Origin of the sequence: Lentilactobacillus laojiaonis, from assembly GCF_020616595.1 — a bacterium.
In the GTDB taxonomy this organism is placed as follows: Bacteria; Bacillota; Bacilli; order Lactobacillales; family Lactobacillaceae; genus Lentilactobacillus; species Lentilactobacillus laojiaonis.
Window position 1 is genome coordinate 844,309 of the sequence record NZ_CP085278.1, and the last position, 16,836, is coordinate 861,144.

General features: G+C 32.7%; 16 protein-coding genes. 4 read left to right on the top strand and 12 right to left on the bottom strand.

All coding sequences use genetic code 11. The features are described from left to right. Nucleotides 1–55 precede the first annotated feature (55 nt). The 4 genes from glmS to cdaA all read right to left on the bottom strand — a co-directional run bounded on the left by glmS (nt 56) and on the right by cdaA (nt 5,237). Nucleotides 56–1,870: a glutamine--fructose-6-phosphate transaminase (isomerizing) gene (gene glmS / locus LHL71_RS04415; protein ID WP_227360613.1), complete on the bottom strand. Its 1,815-nt coding sequence runs from the start codon at nt 1,868–1,870 to the stop codon at nt 56–58. Nucleotides 1,871–2,041: 171 nt separating this feature from the next. Further along, entirely contained in the window at nt 2,042–3,397 is a 1,356-nt protein-coding gene (gene glmM / locus LHL71_RS04420) for a phosphoglucosamine mutase (RefSeq protein WP_227360614.1), read from the bottom strand. A 29-nt stretch (nt 3,398–3,426) separates the two neighbouring features. Then, nucleotides 3,427–4,395: a CdaR family protein gene (locus tag LHL71_RS04425; RefSeq protein ID WP_227360615.1), complete on the bottom strand. Its 969-nt coding sequence runs from the start codon at nt 4,393–4,395 to the stop codon at nt 3,427–3,429. Next, nucleotides 4,392–5,237, bottom strand: a complete 846-nt coding sequence (gene cdaA, locus LHL71_RS04430; protein ID WP_227360616.1) for a diadenylate cyclase CdaA — start codon at nt 5,235–5,237, stop codon at nt 4,392–4,394. The genes LHL71_RS04425 and cdaA overlap by 4 nt, the downstream gene beginning before the upstream one ends. Before the next feature lie 183 nt (nt 5,238–5,420). Here cdaA and LHL71_RS04435 point away from each other — a divergent pair, with 183 nt between their 5' ends. After that, nucleotides 5,421–6,083, top strand: coding sequence for a DUF1361 domain-containing protein (locus LHL71_RS04435; protein WP_227360617.1), 663 nt, complete (start codon nt 5,421–5,423; stop codon nt 6,081–6,083). Between the two features lie 14 nt (nt 6,084–6,097). Here the strand turns inward: LHL71_RS04435 and LHL71_RS04440 are convergent, their stop codons facing one another. Both LHL71_RS04440 and murB read right to left on the bottom strand, forming a co-directional pair. Continuing rightward, on the bottom strand, nt 6,098–8,194 hold the full coding sequence (locus LHL71_RS04440; protein ID WP_227360618.1) for a cation:proton antiporter: 2,097 nt from the start codon (nt 8,192–8,194) through the stop codon (nt 6,098–6,100). A 20-nt stretch (nt 8,195–8,214) separates the two neighbouring features. Continuing rightward, nucleotides 8,215–9,123 carry a UDP-N-acetylmuramate dehydrogenase gene (murB, locus tag LHL71_RS04445; RefSeq protein ID WP_227360619.1) on the bottom strand — a complete coding sequence of 303 codons (909 nt, stop codon included), beginning with the start codon at nt 9,121–9,123 and terminating at the stop codon, nt 8,215–8,217. Between the two features lie 130 nt (nt 9,124–9,253). Between murB and LHL71_RS04450 the strand changes: the two genes are divergently transcribed. After that, entirely contained in the window at nt 9,254–10,009 is a 756-nt protein-coding gene (locus tag LHL71_RS04450) for an exodeoxyribonuclease III (RefSeq protein ID WP_227360620.1), read from the top strand. A gap of 64 nt (nt 10,010–10,073) precedes the next feature. After that, a complete protein-coding gene (locus LHL71_RS04455) occupies nt 10,074–10,607 on the top strand; it encodes a 3'-5' exonuclease (protein WP_249778699.1) in 534 nt (177 codons plus the stop codon). 29 nt (nt 10,608–10,636) lie between these two features. Here LHL71_RS04455 and LHL71_RS04460 read toward each other — a convergent pair whose 3' ends face one another. From LHL71_RS04460 to LHL71_RS04475, 4 genes are read right to left on the bottom strand one after another with little or no spacing between them, the layout of a single operon-like run. Beyond that, a complete protein-coding gene (locus LHL71_RS04460; protein WP_227360622.1) occupies nt 10,637–11,110 on the bottom strand; it encodes a GNAT family N-acetyltransferase in 474 nt (157 codons plus the stop codon). Between the two features lies 1 nt (nt 11,111). After that, complete coding sequence (gene tsaE, locus LHL71_RS04465) at nt 11,112–11,579, bottom strand: tRNA (adenosine(37)-N6)-threonylcarbamoyltransferase complex ATPase subunit type 1 TsaE (RefSeq protein ID WP_227360623.1); 468 nt, start codon at nt 11,577–11,579, stop codon at nt 11,112–11,114. A 57-nt stretch (nt 11,580–11,636) separates the two neighbouring features. Then, complete coding sequence (gene pta, locus LHL71_RS04470) at nt 11,637–12,614, bottom strand: phosphate acetyltransferase (protein WP_227360624.1); 978 nt, start codon at nt 12,612–12,614, stop codon at nt 11,637–11,639. A gap of 17 nt (nt 12,615–12,631) precedes the next feature. Continuing rightward, nucleotides 12,632–13,318 carry a uracil-DNA glycosylase gene (locus tag LHL71_RS04475; RefSeq protein ID WP_227360625.1) on the bottom strand — a complete coding sequence of 229 codons (687 nt, stop codon included), beginning with the start codon at nt 13,316–13,318 and terminating at the stop codon, nt 12,632–12,634. A gap of 99 nt (nt 13,319–13,417) precedes the next feature. Here LHL71_RS04475 and LHL71_RS04480 point away from each other — a divergent pair, with 99 nt between their 5' ends. Next, the gene (locus tag LHL71_RS04480) at nt 13,418–13,906 is read left to right on the top strand and encodes an LURP-one-related/scramblase family protein (RefSeq protein WP_227360626.1); all 489 of its coding nucleotides are present in this window, start codon (nt 13,418–13,420) and stop codon (nt 13,904–13,906) included. Nucleotides 13,907–13,939: 33 nt separating this feature from the next. On the opposite strand, the gene smpB is transcribed toward LHL71_RS04480, so the two are convergent. Continuing rightward, a complete protein-coding gene (gene smpB, locus LHL71_RS04485) occupies nt 13,940–14,413 on the bottom strand; it encodes an SsrA-binding protein SmpB (protein ID WP_227360627.1) in 474 nt (157 codons plus the stop codon). 26 nt (nt 14,414–14,439) lie between these two features. Then, the gene (gene rnr / locus LHL71_RS04490; RefSeq protein WP_227360628.1) at nt 14,440–16,785 is read right to left on the bottom strand and encodes a ribonuclease R; all 2,346 of its coding nucleotides are present in this window, start codon (nt 16,783–16,785) and stop codon (nt 14,440–14,442) included. Between the last annotated feature and the right edge of the window lie 51 nt (nt 16,786–16,836).

Sequence of the window (16,836 nt, forward strand, 5' to 3'; positions counted from 1 at the left end):
ATTTTGCAAATAAACTAAAAAACGTCTTTCTCAAATGAGAAAGACGTTTTTTAAATTATTCTACGGTTACACTTTTAGCCAAGTTTCTTGGACGATCAACATCTAATCCCTTGTTTAGACTAGTGTAATAAGCAATTAACTGTGTGGGAACAACACTAACTAATGGAGATAATAATTCATCAACTGTTGGAATGACAATATTATCATCTGATTTTGCTAAATCCTCAGATACAATAGTTAAAATATTTGCTCCTCTAGAAAGGGTCTCTTGCAAATTACTTCTAGTCAATCCGGCAGTTTTATGTTGAGTAATTATTCCTACTACTGGAGTATCTTCTTCGATTAATGCAATTGTACCGTGTTTCAATTCACCTGATGCAAATCCTTCGGCATGCACATAAGAGATTTCCTTAAGTTTCAAAGCTGCCTCTAAGGAAACAAAGTAGTCAATTCCTCGTCCTATATAAAAGGCTTTATCAGCTTTTACAAAGTACTGTTTAGCCAACTCCTCAATAGAATCTTTTTCATCAATAATGGCTTGCATAGCAGTAGCTACTAATCCCAATTGTTGACGAACATTAAATTCATCAGCAACAATTTGACCCTTAGCCATTCCAACTGCTTTAGCTAAAATAGCCTCCACTGCAATTTGGGCAGTATAAGCTTTGGTAGAAGCCACAGAAATTTCAGGTCCGGCATTAAGCAATAAAGTAAAATCTGCTTCTCTAGATAGAGTAGAATTCTGCACATTTGTAATGGTTAAGCTATGATAGCCTTGCTCATTAACATTCACTAGCACTTCACGACTATCTGCAGTTTCACCACTTTGAGTTAAGAATATAAAGAATGGTTTCTTACTTAGTAATGGTTCATCATAAGCATATTCAGAAGCAACATGTACATCGGTTGGAATATTGGTTAATTTTTCAAATAAAGCTTTACCTACTAATCCAGCATGATAACTAGTTCCTGCCCCCACAATATGAATGTGGTCGGATTCTTTAATTGCTTTAATTAAGTTCTCATCAATATTTGGCATGTCGTTATCTGATAAATATTTTTGAGCTAGATTACGCATAACGTTAGGTTGTTCATCAATTTCCTTTAACATATAGTAAGGATAAGTTCCCTTGTCGGTATCTTGAGAATCCATTTCAACATAGAATGGATCACGATTAATAATATTTCCAGATTGATCTTCAATGACAACTTTGTCGGGAGTAATGGTTACAATTTCACCATCTTTTAATTCTAAGAAATTGTGGGTTGATGAAATCATTGCCAAAGCATCTGAACAAACTACGTTAAAATTATCGCCCACGCCCACTAATAACGGACTTTTGTTTTTAGCAACATATAAAGTATCAGGATTTTGACTATCCATTAATAAAAATCCATAAGAAGAGCCTTTTAATAAACCAATGGTTTTCACAAAAGCTTCTTTAGTACTTAATCCTTCATTAACGAATTTATCAACCAATTGAACTACAACTTCTGTATCAGTTTGGCTAGTAAAGGTGGTTCCGGTTAAATAATCGGATTTCAATTCCTTAAAGTTTTCAATCACCCCATTATGCACGAGATAAAAACGGTGATCTTGGGAGTATTGTGGATGAGCATTTTCAACGCTAACTCCGCCATGAGTGGCCCAGCGAGTATGACCAATACCAGTAGAACCATGTACTTCTGGTCCAACTGCTTTTTCAAGTTCAGAAATTCGACCCTTTTCTTTAATTAAATAGTCTTCACCGGTTTGATCATTAACATAAATACCTGCTGAATCATAGCCTCGATATTCTAGTTTTTCTAGACCTTCTAATAAAATTTTTACAGCATTATCATTTCCAGTAACTCCAACTATTCCGCACATAATAAAATCCCCCTATCAAAATTGGTATATACATTTATAATTTTCTAATATAATTTTTAAATCACTTATTTAACAACACATATAATGTATATTATTTAAATGCATTTGTCAATTATATTAACTGGTATACCCCAATAAAAAAGAAGGGATTAATTTCATCCCTTCTTTTTGCTAATCTATTCCAATTTCATCTTTAACTACATCAGCAATAGTTTGAGTGTATCTATCGACAAGTTCCTGAGTAGGAGCTTCAGTCATTACTCTAAGTAACGGTTCGGTTCCGCTAGGTCGTACCAATACTCGACCGTCGCCGTTCATTTCCTTTTCTACTTCAGCAATAACTTTAGCGATATTATCATTATCCATTGCATGATTTTTATCTTCATTTTTAACCTTTACGTTAATTAATCTTTGTGGATAAACTTTAACTTCACTAGCTAGTTCAGATAGTTTTTTACCAGTAGCCTTCATAATTGATAACAATTGAAGACTAGTAAGCATTCCATCACCAGTTGTATTAAAGTCTAAAAATACAATATGACCAGATTGTTCGCCACCTAGGTTATAACCTTCTTCGTTCATCTTTTCAACAACGTAGCGATCACCAACTTTAGTTTTTACACTAACTAGGCCTTGTTTTTCCATAGCTTTATACATTCCCAAATTACTCATTACAGTAGTTACAATGGTATTTTGACGTAATTTACCATGTTCTGACATATATTTTCCACATATGTACATAATAGTATCACCATCAACGATATTTCCGTTTTCATCTACAGCAATACAACGATCTCCGTCACCATCAAAGGCAATTCCTGCTTGGGCATTTTCTTCAACAACCATTTTTTGTAAAGCCTCTGGATGCGTAGAACCAACATGATCATTAATGTTTAAACCATCGGGATTAGTTGCCATTGTTTTAAAATCAATTCCTAAATCAGCGTATAAATTGGTAACTAATTTACTACTTGCACCATTAGCAGCATCAACGCATATTTTTAGTCCTTCAAGATTATCGGAAATGGTTTGTTCTAAGAAATGGATATATTTTTGACTACCTTCGTAATAATCTCCTAAAGTACCTAAACCTTCAGCTGCTGGTTTGGGTAAATTATCAATTGGATCTTCCAAAATAGCTTCAATTTCTTCTTCCATTTCATCAGACAATTTATAACCATCAGCACCAAAGAATTTAATACCATTATATTCTACTGGATTATGTGATGCAGTAATCATTACTCCTGAATCAGCTTCTTGACTACGAACTAAGTAAGCCACACCCGGAGTAGTTACAATTCCTAAATCAAGCACTTCAATTCCGACTGATAATAATCCTGCAATTAAGGCTTCTTCTAGCATTTGACCAGAAATTCGAGTATCTCTAGCAACCAAAACTTGAGGTTGCTTTCTATCGGAATGACGAGTTAAGACATATCCTCCTGCTCGTCCACATCTAAATGCTAGTTCTGGACTCAAATCCTTATTGGCAATTCCTCTAACGCCATCGGTACCAAAATATTTCATTAGTTATTCCTCATTTCAATTAACAATCATTAATTGTTATTCTTAATTTTTACATTTATGTTCTCGGGATCAAAGCCTTCTACATCATTAAGTTTAGCATCCAAATGAACCTTTTTTTCCTCGGTTTTATTCTTAAGCGAACTTGTATCAACATTAACTAAAACTTCATCAATTTTAGATAATTGCTTATCGGTGCCAAACACTTTGACTTTTTTAGTATCACTAGTTAGTGTGAATTCCCCATCATTTTCAACACCTTTAGGCTGTAATTTAATACCTACTTCTTTACTTTTTCCAGGTGTAATAGGCAAATTAACATTTACCGTTGAAGGAGTTGCTACTGCGTTTATAGTTTTATTGTTCTTATCTAGTACTTCTACAATCGCTTGATTATTAACAGTTGAGGTTGAATTTTGTGGGAAATTCAACTTAGCGACCACTTTAGAAATTCGATTTATTTGGTCTAACGAACCCGTAACTTGTACATTACGAGTATCTGATGTAGCTTTACCTGCTTTATAACCGGGAGCAACATTATCTTTAGGATATTGGATATCTAAAGAATAATCAACTGTTTTTCTAGGTTGTATATCAATATTTATTTTGCTTGGTATGATTTTATATCTTAACTCACTGTTTAATCCTTCTTGTTGTAACGTTACCGTGTGTTTACCAACTGATAACTTTGATAAATCAGCATACACACTAAAATTTTGTGTATTGGCAATTGTTGTAATTAACGCTGAAGGACCAGAAACTACCACTTTTACATTTCTAGGATAGCCCGTTACAAAATATTTATTACTATTAACTGTAAGGGATAGCGGAACATTTAAAGTTTCAGTCTTAGTGGATGTTAACCTAATTGATTCATTTTTGCGTACATAGGGATTTCTAATTGTATCCATTTTGGTGCTACCCGCATAGAAGAAGAGCATTATTGCAAAAAATAGTGAGATTAACAAATAAAACCATCTCTTAGAAAAGAAATTTTTCAATTTTGTTTTCTCCTTTTAAAATGTTTTTCAACATTAGTATATATTTTTTCAAATAAATTCTTTGATTTCTCTTGGTTTCCTTTAATTAACTGTCCTCGGAAATAATTTAAATAATCTTCCTGAGACATTCCTCTTAATAACTTATTATTTTGAGTTATTGAAACCTCACCAGTCTCTTCAGAAATTACTATCGTTAAAGCATCCGTAATTTCAGAAATACCAACCGCTGCACGATGTCTTGTTCCTAATTCCTTGGGAATCAGATTACTTTGAGAAAGTGGTAAATATGCCGCCGCAACGGCAACTCGATTATCCTTAATAATTACAGCACCATCATGTAAAGGAGTATTAGGTATAAAGATATTAATTAACAATTCACCAGTTACATCGGCATCTAATTTGATCCCGGTTTCAATATACTCTTCTAATCCAGTATTCATTTGGATAGTAATTAATGCCCCAATTCTACGTTTTGACATATATTGGATCGCTTTATCTAATGAATCAATTAACTGATTTGCCTCTTGATTTTGTTGATTGTTTCTGGAAAATAGCGATCCCCGGCCAATATGTTCCAAGGCCCTTCTAATTTCTGGTTGAAAAATTACAATTACCGCAATAACTCCCCAATTAATAACTTGGTCCATAATCCAGGAAACGGTTGATAATCCTACATACCAGCTCACTACTTTGATAATTATAATGATGATAATTCCTCTAAGTAATTGAATTGCTTTAGTGCCCTTAACCATCATTAATATTTCATATACTAAAAACCAAACTACAACTATGTCTATTAGATTAATAAACATGTGCCATGTAAATAAATTTGACCAATCCATTACGCACCTCTTAATAATTACTTAATTTTATTATAGCATTGCCAGATAAAATATTTAAAAAATTAAACTAGGTTTTCTGCATTTTAATAAATTATAAAAATATAGTATAAATAATTCATTTTTATAGTATTTCTTGATTAATAATAGTTTAATAGTAATTGTAGAAAAAGGAGGAAAATTAGTTTGAGTAAGTTACATAAATGGCAAATTAGAATATTTTACATTATATGGATGTTAATATTAGTTTACTTTGCCAAACCACCATTTACATTTTTGTTATTAAACACCTTTCTAGCGTTTATTCCTATTGAATTGAGTTTCCATATCGATTCTAATAAACCTAAATCTTCCTTTTTGTTTTGGATTCTCATAATTATTTGGATGTTATTTTATCCAAACACCCCTTACCTATTAACCGATCTTTTTCATTTATCATTACTAAATCCATATGGCGCAGATGGTTTACTAAGGTTAAATAATTTTATGTGGTTAAACTTCACATTATTAATTATTAGCACCTTTGTAAGTGTCCTAATTGGGATGTGGGGATTAATAAAGGTAGCCAAATCAATCACAGATCGTTACAAATTAAATAAATTTTATAGCTATGTTATTGCTATAATTCTTACAATTCTTTCATCAATTGGAATATTTATTGGTAGATTTTTACGAATTCACACGGTTTATTTATTTTTAACTCCAACCATTTTCATAAAACCATTTTTAAATATGTTAGGCAAAGATGCCTTCTTATTTATGGCCGTTTTAACATTTATTCAATTAATAATCCTATGGTTCCTCCATATCATTAGCCATCCAAATAATAATAAAAAAGAGACCAGTTAAATCTGGTCTCTTTTCTATATATTTTCATCTTCAGTATTTAGTACCGTTTCAGAATAATTTACATATTGCCGTAATTTAGCAGACATTAATCCATCAATTTTTCCTTTTTGAACTAATTTTTGAATTCCATTTCGTTCTGCCGCTAAAGCAATTAATTTTAGATTATTTAAAATTTCATTATTACGATTATTCTTTCCATAAGGAAGCTTGGCTAGTTCAATTTGGTTACGGTAATGCACTATCAAATGATAAACCGATTGATTATTAAATTTATCTTTATTAATATCATTTCGATTTAAATAAGTTGACAAAGCCCTAATAGCTCCATTTGCAGTTGCTTTTTGAATGGTTGGAAAATCTTTTTGAATTTCTTCATCATTTAATTGCTTATTTTTAAAATAAATAAGTGTGACTCGATCTTTAATTCTTCGAAGCCAAAATTTAAAACCATGGCTCACCTTGAAATTTGATTCACCCATACTCATTAAACGTTTTTCTTGTCTGTGTAACGTTTCATTAGTAATTAAATATGAGTTCATAGAAATTTGTTTCTTGGCAACCAGGTCTTCTAAAGCCAAATGCTCCCCTGATAAAGCTACTCGCCTAAGAGCAATCTCATCTGACAAAATTTTATTAATTTTGGCTCGATCGCCCAATTTAAATTCTAGATTTCTAATTAAAAACTGATAATTAAATATTAAATCATAAGTTTCTCGACGATTGGAATCATTTTGATTCTTTTCTAAGGCTTTAACAGCCGACTGCATGATATATATTCGAGCTTGATCCTCAGAAATTAGTTTTGCTTGATCAACTTGATTCGGAATTTCATCCAAAGTAGCTTGATCATCACTAGCACTAGCTCGAGTTAAAATTGGACCCTTATTTTTAGAAATTAATGGTAAAACTGCTACCGCAATTACTAAACTAATAATAATTACTAAAGCCGCTACAAACAGCATTAATGATCTCATCGGAAAAGGTCGATTGGAACTAATAACTAATGGCACAGTTAAAACCCCTGCCATCGTAACGGCCCCTCTAACTCCAGAAAGTCCAGTTAGTAATGCAATTTTAAAATTAGATTTACCGTTAGTTTTATTAAATACCTGATAAAAATAAATCCATAAAACTCGTACAATAAACAAGATTAACCAAACAATGAATGAAAGCAAAACTGCATATAATGTATTAAAATCATCACTTTTAATTAATTCAGTAGTTGCAACCGGCAACTCAATTCCTAAAATAACAAAGACCAGTCCATTTAACGTATAGATAATAATATCCCAAGTTTTTTCACGAACTAAAATTAATTCAGGTTGGTTTGAAACCGGGGTTTTTCCATAAATTTGGACAATAATTCCGGCAGTTACTACTGCAATTACTCCCGAAGCATGAAAAACATCCTCAGCAATTAAATAAATTATAAATGGTGTAATAATTTGTAAAACGGTATTGAAAATTACATCATTAATTCCCTGACGATACAGCCAATCTTCTAAAATTTTAAACGAGATAATAATGATTGCGCCACTAATCAAACCAATTAAAGTTATATAAATAAAATCTCCAATTGCTGAGCGAATTGAGAAAATTCCCGTAACTGTAGCAGCAATTGCATATTTAAAGGCAATTAATCCACTAGCATCATTAATCAAGCTTTCACCACTAACCGCATGCAATACATTTTCAGGTAAATTAACTCGTTTAGAAATTGATTGTACTGCCACCGGATCCGTTGGCGATAAGATTGCAATCAAAGCAAAACTTACCGAAAGTGGCATTTTAGGAACAATCAAATGCAGGATAAATCCTCCAATTACGGTGGTTAAAAATACTAATAAAATAGCATTAGCTAAAATTGGACCTCTTAATTTCCACAGCTCTTGTTTGGGAAATCTTCTACCATCATTAAATAGTAAGGGAGCGATAAATAAAAGCAAAAACCAATCAGTTTCCAAAGGAATGGTCATCTTGGTAAGTAAGGTTAGCCCTAATCCCAATAAAATTTGAAATAAACTTACCGGAATATCTGGAATAAAATGATTTATTATATTCGATAATAAAACTAAGAACACTAATAAAATGACTGCTTCAATTATATGCACTAAGTCATAACCCCCTAAATTTAATTTTGCGGATCGTCTCCAATAATTCGTACTTCAGTTTCTAAGTGAATCCCAGAATCATTAAAAACAGTTTCTTGGACATGCTTAATAACATTTAAGTAGTCAGTTGCTGTAGCATGATCAACATTTACTATAAATCCGGCATGCTTAGTGGATACTTGAGCTCCACCAATTTGAAAACCTTGTAATCCGGAATCATGAATTAGTTTACCTGCAAAATGGCCTTCGGGACGTTTGAATACACTACCACATGATGGTAACTCTAGTGGTTGTTTTTGAGCTCTTAATTCATTTAGATGATCCATTTCCTCTTGAATTTTATTGGCAATTCCAACCTCTAAGTTGAATGTGGCTGATAAAACAATTTGGTCATTAGCTTGTACACTACTATGACGATAACCGAAATCCAATTCGTCATGATTTAAATAAATTACCTGGTTATCTCTAGTTAAGACTTCTGCCCCAAAGACTACATCCTTAATATCTCCACCATAGGCCCCGGCATTCATGAAAACAGCGCCCCCAACACTACCCGGAATTCCTGCAGCAAATTCTAAACCAGTTAATGAATTTTTTTGAGCAAACTTGGTTACTTCAATAATAGCTGCACCCGATTCAGCAACAATTTGGTTTTCATGGCGTTCCATTTTTTTCATTCTAGTTAAAATAAGTGTTAACCCGCGAATTCCTCCGTCTTTAACAATTAAATTACTAGCATTTCCCAAAACGGTAACTGGAATTTCTAATTCGTTAGCTTTACTTAGTAAAGCCTGAGTTTGTCCTACTGACTTTGGAAATGCTAACGCATCCGCTGGACCTCCAGTTTTGGTATGGGTGTATTTTGATAATGGTTCATTTAGATAAATTTCGATTTCTGGTAAATCATCAACTAAAACTTGATAGTTCATAATTTTATAACCTCCCAATAATATAATTGGTTTAATTGTACCACGGATTATTACAAGTCGTTAAAACCCTTATTAACATTTTTCACTGATATAATTAGTTTAAATAATTAACTAATTAGGAGATCTTATTATGAAATTTATTTCATGGAATGTTAATGGCATTAGAGCAGCTCTTAAACATAACTTTATGGATATATTTTCGGAATTAGATGCTGATATTTTCGCTATTCAAGATATTCGTGTTGATCCCAATGAAGTTAAACTAGAATTGAAAGATTATTATCAATATTGGGATTATGCTACTGATAAAAATGGTTATGCCGGAACCGCCGTATTTTCAAAAATTAAACCCATTTCCGTACATAATGGATTAACTTCAGATAGTGATAATGTCGAAGGTCGGGCAATTACTCTAGAATTTGATGATTTTTATTTTGTTAATGCATACGAGCCTACTTCTGGTGAAGGTCTAAAACGTTTGAATGATCATATTCAATGGAATCAAGACCTAACTAAATATATAAATCAATTAAAGCAAACTAAACCGGTTATTTTAGGTGCTGATATGAATATTGCTAAATCTTCAATCGATCTAAAAAACCCTAGTAGTAATACTCATAAAGCTGGTTATACGGAACCAGAACGTCAAAGCTTTCAAGAATTATTATCTAATGGTTTTACAGATACTTTTAGATACTTACATCCCGATCAAGGTAATGCATATACTTGGTGGAGTTTTCGTGGTAATGCAAGAGCAAATAACTCTGGTTGGCGCCTAGATTACTTTATAGTTTCCGAAAAAATTGAATCAAAAATACAAAAAGCCGATATCCTTCCAAATATTAAAGGATCTGATCATTGTCCGATTGAATTAGTTCTGAACTAATTTGTTTTTTAACATTAGCCCTTGTATAATATACTAATTAATTATTTTAATGAGGGTAAATAATATGAATTTTATTGCAATGGACTTTGAAACTGCCAACCAAAAAAGAGCCAGTGCTTGTTCACTAGCTTTAGTTATTGTTAACAACAATCAAGTTACTAAAGAACTTTACTCCTTAATTAATCCAGAAGTTCCCTTTAGCTGGCGAAATACTAATATTCATGGAATTCATGAAGCTGACGTATTAGATGCTCCAACTTTCCCTGAATTATGGCAACATATTTCACCACTGTTTGTAAAAAATCATTTAGTAGTAGCCCATAACGCATCCTTTGATAATAGTGTTTTAAAAAATTCACTCTTACGTTATGATTTAGAACTACCACACTATTTAACTTTAGATACTTTAAAAACTTCTAAAAACTTTTATCCAGACTTTAGTGATCATAAATTAAATACCTTATGTGATGAATTAAATATTACTTTAAATCACCATCATAATGCTTTGGATGATAGTTTGGCATGTGCAAATATTTTAATTGCTCAACATGCTCAATTTGGAAATTCTGCTATTAAGGAATTTGTTAAGGCAATTTAAAAAGCTACCTAATATATTAGGTAGCTTTTTTATTTTGTATCTAACTCCATTTTAATTGAATTATCAGTTTCCCCGACTTCAACAAATTTGAATTTTTTATATAGGTTAATAGCTGGAAGATTAGTCTTAAATACTTCCAAAAAAATTTGAGATAAATCGCTAACTTGAATTACCCAATCTAGAGTCATCTCCATTAAGTTAGTACCTAAATGGTAACCTTGAAATTCTTCCAAAATAGCAATTCCTAGCTCACCAATATTATCATCAATTTGATCAATTGTAGTTAAACCAATTAGTTGATTATCAAACTCAACAACTATTATGATGTTGGTCCTAGTTTGATTAATTAATTCAATTTGACGACTTTCAAGTTCACTAGTAATTTCGTCTAAATTAGAATCAACAATAAAATTATCGGATTCTTTTTGAAGTTGTCTCAACAATTCCAAAATATTTTTACCATCACGAGGTTCAGCGCGTCTTAAATTAACTTCATCAGCCATTTTAATCTCCTATTAATTCGTTAGCCACAGCTTCCATTTTCGGGGTACTGCCCTCAAATGTAATTTTTCGAAAGTCGCTATCTAACTCGTCTTCTCGATTAAAAATTATTCTTAAATAGTTATCAGGTAATAAGTCATCAATAAATTTAGACCACTCGATCACATTGATCCCATCACTATTAAAGTATTCGTCTAATCCCAATTCTTCAGCTCCACCATTTTCCAGTCGATAAATATCCATATGGTATAGTGGAATTCTTCCCTCTTTATATTCACGTATAATCGTAAAAGTTGGACTTTTAATTGGTCGCTTAATTCCTAATCCGTTTGCTAAACCCTTAGTAAAGGTTGTTTTACCTGCCCCTAAATCGCCATCTAATAGAACTAAGTCGCCAGGATTTAATAAGCTGGCTAGTCTTTCGCCCAGATTCATGGTGTCTTGTGCAGATTTAACTTCAATTGTTTTCATATTTAATCCATCCTAAATAAATAATCCAAACCCCATTAAGTGTTTGGATTACTAAAATTAAGCTAAAGCTTGAGCAGCAGTAATAATTGCTACTTTATATACATCTTCTTCGTTACATCCGCGAGATAAATCAGATACTGGTTGATTAAGGCCTTGTAAAATTGGTCCAATAGCTTCAAAATCCCCTAAACGTTGAGCAATTTTGTATCCAATATTTCCTGATTGTAAGTCTGGAAATACAAATACGTTAGCATGGCCTGCCACTTTTGAATCGGGAGCTTTTTTCTCACCTACTGATGGTACGAAAGCAGCATCAAATTGTAATTCCCCATCAATTGGAGTTTCTGGATCCATTTGTTGAGCTAAACGAGTGGCTTCTTGTACCTTATCAACTACTTCACCCTTGGCAGAGCCCTTAGTTGAGAAACTAAGCATAGCTACTTTTGGATCAATTCCAAAAATTTTGGCTGAGTTAGCACTTTGGACTGCGATTTCAGCCAGACTATTAGCATCAGGATCAATGTTTATGGCACAGTCTGCAAATAGATAGCGTTGATCGTCTTTTTGCATAATAAACGCACCACTAATTAATTTAACATTCGGCTTAGTTTTAATAATTTGTAAAGCTGGTCTAACAGTATCACCAGTTGGATTATTAGCTCCCGAAACCATTCCATCTACTTTATTTAAGTAAACCATAGTGGTTCCAAAGTAATTAGGATCGGTTAACCATTGGCGAGCTTGTTCTTCGGAAGTTTTTCCCTTTCGACGATCAACAATTGCTGCTACCATTGAATCTATAATCTCTTTAGGTTGATTTTGATAATCTAAGATTTCTAATTCACTAACATCAATTTGGTGTTTGCTAGCCAACTGTTGGACTTCTTCAGGTTTTCCTAAAATAATTGGTTTTAATAAATCTTCATTAGCTAATCGAGCAGCTGCACCCAAAATGCGAATATCTTCACCTTCAGGGAATACAATTTTTACATTCTTACCTGAAACCTTGTCTTTTAAAATATCAAATAAATCCATAACAAATCCTCCAATATTTAACCCATTGGTTGTTTAGGTAACTGCCAATTGATGGGAGTTTCTCCAAACAAAGCCAATGCAGCATTAGTTTTTGAAAAAGGTTTAGAGCCAAAAAATCCACGATTTGCTGATAGCGGACTTGGATGAGGTGCCTTGATGATTACATTTTTGGTCGTATCAATTAGTTTGATTTTAGCTTGAGCAGAGCGTCCCCATAAAATGAAAACTACGGGTTTATCTCGTTTGGATAAGGCTTTAATTGCATAATCAGTAACGTTTTCCCATCCCATATTTTGATGAGAGTTAGCCTGTCCATCGATGACAGTCAATACTGTATTTAACAACAAAACTCCTTGTTTAGCCCAATCAACTAAATAACCATGATTAACTGGCGTAATTCCTAAATCTGAATTTAATTCTTGGTAAATATTTCTTAATGACGGTGGGATACTTATTCCCGGTTGCACTGAGAAACTCAAGCCATGCGCTTGATTAGGTCCATGATATGGATCTTGACCTAAGATAACCACCTTGGTATCAGCATACGAAGTTAAATTAAAAGCTTCAAATATATGATTCATATCTGGATGGATCACTTTCGTATTATATTCGTTAACTAAAAAATTATGTAGGTTACGATAAGATTCGGTCTCAAAAACTGGCTTTAATATATCCCACCAATCATTATGAATAAATGGTTTCATTAATCAACACCTCACTAGTAATTTTAACATAACATATATATATTAACGATATTTACTTAAGAACATGTTAAAATATTCTAAACAAAGGGGGTTAACCTAATGAGTCGGATTTTATTTTTTAACCAAGCCGAATTAGATCAATTTCAAAAAACTAGAATTATCGATGAATATAAAGATACTAAATATATCGTTACTGGAAATTGGGGAAATGTTGGTAATAAAATTTGTATTTACTCTATTAGAAATGAGACATTAGCCAAGATTGAGCAAGTTACTAATGGTAATAATCCAAAATTTAACTTATTTTATAAAGATCAATTTATTGGTTCATCGGTGTTAAACACTTCCTTAATCCACTCATTTATCTATATTAATGGAGTTAACTGGATAGTTTTAGGAAATAATCAATCTGATAAATTTATAATTCAAAGAGGCATTCACCAAATAGCTAAAATTTCTCCAGTTAGTTTTAGTAAAAATTCCGTTTATCAAATCACTAGTAATAAAATTAGCCAGGAACCGCTAATTATTGCAATCGTAACAATTATTCAGCATCAAATTAAACAACCAAATTTAAGTGCAATTTAAAAAGACCACCTCATTTTGAGGTGATCTTTTTATTTAGTAATGTTTCATAATACGATCTACTTGACGTTTTTCGTCACGCTCTTTAATCGCTTGGCGCTTGTCATACTCATGTTTACCAGTAGCAACACCAATTAACACTTTAGCAAAACCATTTTTTAAATAGACTTTTAAAGGAACAATGGTTACCCCTTTATCCTTAGTAGCTTGACCTAATTTTAAAATTTGTTTTTTGTGTAATAAAAGCTTTCGATTACGCAAAGGATCGTGATTAAACTGATTACCATAATCATATTCACTAATATGAACATTCATTAGATAAGCTTGGCCTTTTCTAATCTGAACAAAGCCATCCTTTAGATTAATTCTACGATCGCGTATAGATTTTATTTCAGTTCCCGTTAATACCATCCCTGCTTCAACGGTTTCTGAAATACTATAGTCATGGCGAGCTTTTTTATTTTGCGCCATTAAATTTTCATCATTTTTAGTTGGCTTTTTCTTAACCATTAAAATCACCAAACTTTCAATTTAAACTAGTGGTTATTGTTTTGTTTGGAATTACTTTTGTGACTTGAATATTTACGATTATTAGAGTGACCGTTGTTATTACGTTTACGATCATTATTGCTACGTTTATGGTCACCATTTTTGCTACCATTGCGGTTACCACGGCGCTTATTATTATGACTTGGTTGCTTAGGTAACCAATCACTGGTTGGTGTGTCTTCCGGGTTAACTACTTCAAAATCTACGGCGCTTTGTTCAACGTCGACGTTCACTACCTTAACCCGAATTGGTTGACCCATTTTGTAAGTTCGCTTAGTATTTTTACCTACTAAAGCCATAAACTTATCAACATATTCATAATAATCATCATTCATACGACTAATATGAACTAATCCCTCAACCGTATTTGGTAATTCAACAAACATTCCGAATTTAAGAACTGAACTAATTACAGCTTCAAATTCCTCACCAACATGATCAGCCATGTATTCGGCTTTCTTCATTGCGTCAGTATCTCGTTCGGCATCAACTGCGCGACGTTCAGTTTCAGAAGAATGAATAGCGATTTCATCAAGCACATCGGCATATTTTTTCTTACTTTCTGCGTTAATTCCATTATCATCATAATAATGAATTAGACGGTGAACGGTAGTATCTGGATAACGACGAATTGGTGAAGTGAAATGAGTGTAATAAGGGGCTGCTAACCCAAAGTGTCCTAATGATTGTTCAGAATACTTAGCTTGGGAAAGACTTCTTAGCATCATCACTGATACCATGGTTTCTTCTGGTTGACCAGCTACTCGTTTCAAAATGTTTTGTAAGGTTTTAGGACTTACATGATCTGGATCACCCTTAACATTGATTCCGAAGGCTGTTAAGAATTCAAAAAAGTTCTTAATACGGTCAGCATCTGGTGATTCGTGAATACGATAAATAAATGGCACATTCTTTTCGTAATAATCTTGAGCAACTGTTTCATTAGCTGCTAACATAAATGATTCAATCATTTTTTCAGATAATCCACGAACACGTAGCTTGATATCAACGGCCTTACCATTTTCATCTACAATAATTTCTGCTTCATGATCATCAAAATCAATAGAACCATTTCGCTTACGATTCTTGTATAAAATACGGTGAAGTTCAGCCATGTCTTCAAACATTGGTACTAATTCTTTATATTGGGCTCTAGTATTTTCATCGTGTGCTTCTAAAATTTGGTTAACTGCTGTATAAGTCATTCGAGCTTTAGATTTCATTACACTAGGATGAATACGGTGTTTAACGATATTTCCATCAGGATCAATTTCCATATCACAACTTACACAAAGTCTTAACACGCCTTCATTTAATGAACAAATTCCATTAGATAGGCGACGAGGTAACATAGGAATAACTCGATCGGTTAAATAAACTGATGTACCACGTTTGTAAGCTTCCTTATCAATTACATTACCAGGAGTTACATAGTGACTAACATCTGCAATATGAACTCCTAAATGATAGTTACCATTATCTAATTTCCAAACTGTAACTGCATCATCTAAATCCTTAGATGATTCACCATCAATAGTAACTAGAGTTTGATTAGTTATATCTTCACGGCCCTGCATTTCTTCCTCAGTAACGTGATCAGGAATATTATCAGCGGCTTCCAATACTTCTTGTGGGAATTCAGATGGAATATCATGAGCGTATACAATTTGTAAAATATCAATTCCGGGATCATCAACTGAACCAATTACACTCTTGGCGATTCCGACCATGTAATCAGGATGTTCCTTGCTTGGGTATTCAACAATCTCTGCAGTAATTACTTCACCAGTAGTAGGTTTTAGACCGACATCAGTAATATAAAATTTATACTTAGCAATTTTTTTGTCAGTTAATTTAACTTGGCCATAGTATCCCTTATCATCATCGGTTTGGGTAAAACCACCAACTACAGTTTGGTACTTTCGTTCGGTAATAGCAACTACTTTACCTTCTGGTCCTCGATCGGATCCGGATTTTGCAGCCTTAACAATTTCAATTTCAACTGTATCACCGTTCAAAGCGTTCATAGTATTATCAGGTGCAATATAAGCATCTGGTAAAACTTCATCATAGGCTACAAATCCAAAGCCTTTATCATTGGCATGAAAAGTCCCAACTAATTTTTGTTTTTCAGGATTCATTTTAAAATTATCATCTGAAACAGCAATAATTACTCCCTCCCGTTCTAAAACAGCTAATTCTTGAACAATTAACTTAAATGCAGCTGATCCATGATACTTTAATTCATCAGCAATATTTTCTACACTAAATTCTTTATCAGCGTTAGTTCGAAATAAACTTTCTATTTCGTTTTTCAAATCTAAATCTTGCAATATATATTCCTCTATTATTCTTAATTTTATTTATATTTAATTTTATAAAAA

What these genes read in the sequence shown, in the direction of transcription:
- glmS (WP_227360613.1), bottom strand. Translation starts at nt 1,870, where the DNA reads ATGTGCGGAATAGTTGGAGTTACTGGAAATGATAATGCTGTAAAAATT.
- glmM (WP_227360614.1), bottom strand. Translation starts at nt 3,397, where the DNA reads ATGAAATATTTTGGTACCGATGGCGTTAGAGGAATTGCCAATAAGGAT.
- cdaA (WP_227360616.1), bottom strand. Translation starts at nt 5,237, where the DNA reads ATGGATTGGTCAAATTTATTTACATGGCACATGTTTATTAATCTAATA.
- murB (WP_227360619.1), bottom strand. Translation starts at nt 9,123, where the DNA reads ATGAACTATCAAGTTTTAGTTGATGATTTACCAGAAATCGAAATTTAT.
- LHL71_RS04450 (WP_227360620.1), top strand. Translation starts at nt 9,254, where the DNA reads ATGAAATTTATTTCATGGAATGTTAATGGCATTAGAGCAGCTCTTAAA.
- LHL71_RS04455 (WP_249778699.1), top strand. Translation starts at nt 10,074, where the DNA reads ATGAATTTTATTGCAATGGACTTTGAAACTGCCAACCAAAAAAGAGCC.
- LHL71_RS04460 (WP_227360622.1), bottom strand. Translation starts at nt 11,110, where the DNA reads ATGGCTGATGAAGTTAATTTAAGACGCGCTGAACCTCGTGATGGTAAA.
- tsaE (WP_227360623.1), bottom strand. Translation starts at nt 11,579, where the DNA reads ATGAAAACAATTGAAGTTAAATCTGCACAAGACACCATGAATCTGGGC.
- pta (WP_227360624.1), bottom strand. Translation starts at nt 12,614, where the DNA reads ATGGATTTATTTGATATTTTAAAAGACAAGGTTTCAGGTAAGAATGTA.
- LHL71_RS04475 (WP_227360625.1), bottom strand. Translation starts at nt 13,318, where the DNA reads ATGAAACCATTTATTCATAATGATTGGTGGGATATATTAAAGCCAGTT.
- LHL71_RS04480 (WP_227360626.1), top strand. Translation starts at nt 13,418, where the DNA reads ATGAGTCGGATTTTATTTTTTAACCAAGCCGAATTAGATCAATTTCAA.
- smpB (WP_227360627.1), bottom strand. Translation starts at nt 14,413, where the DNA reads ATGGTTAAGAAAAAGCCAACTAAAAATGATGAAAATTTAATGGCGCAA.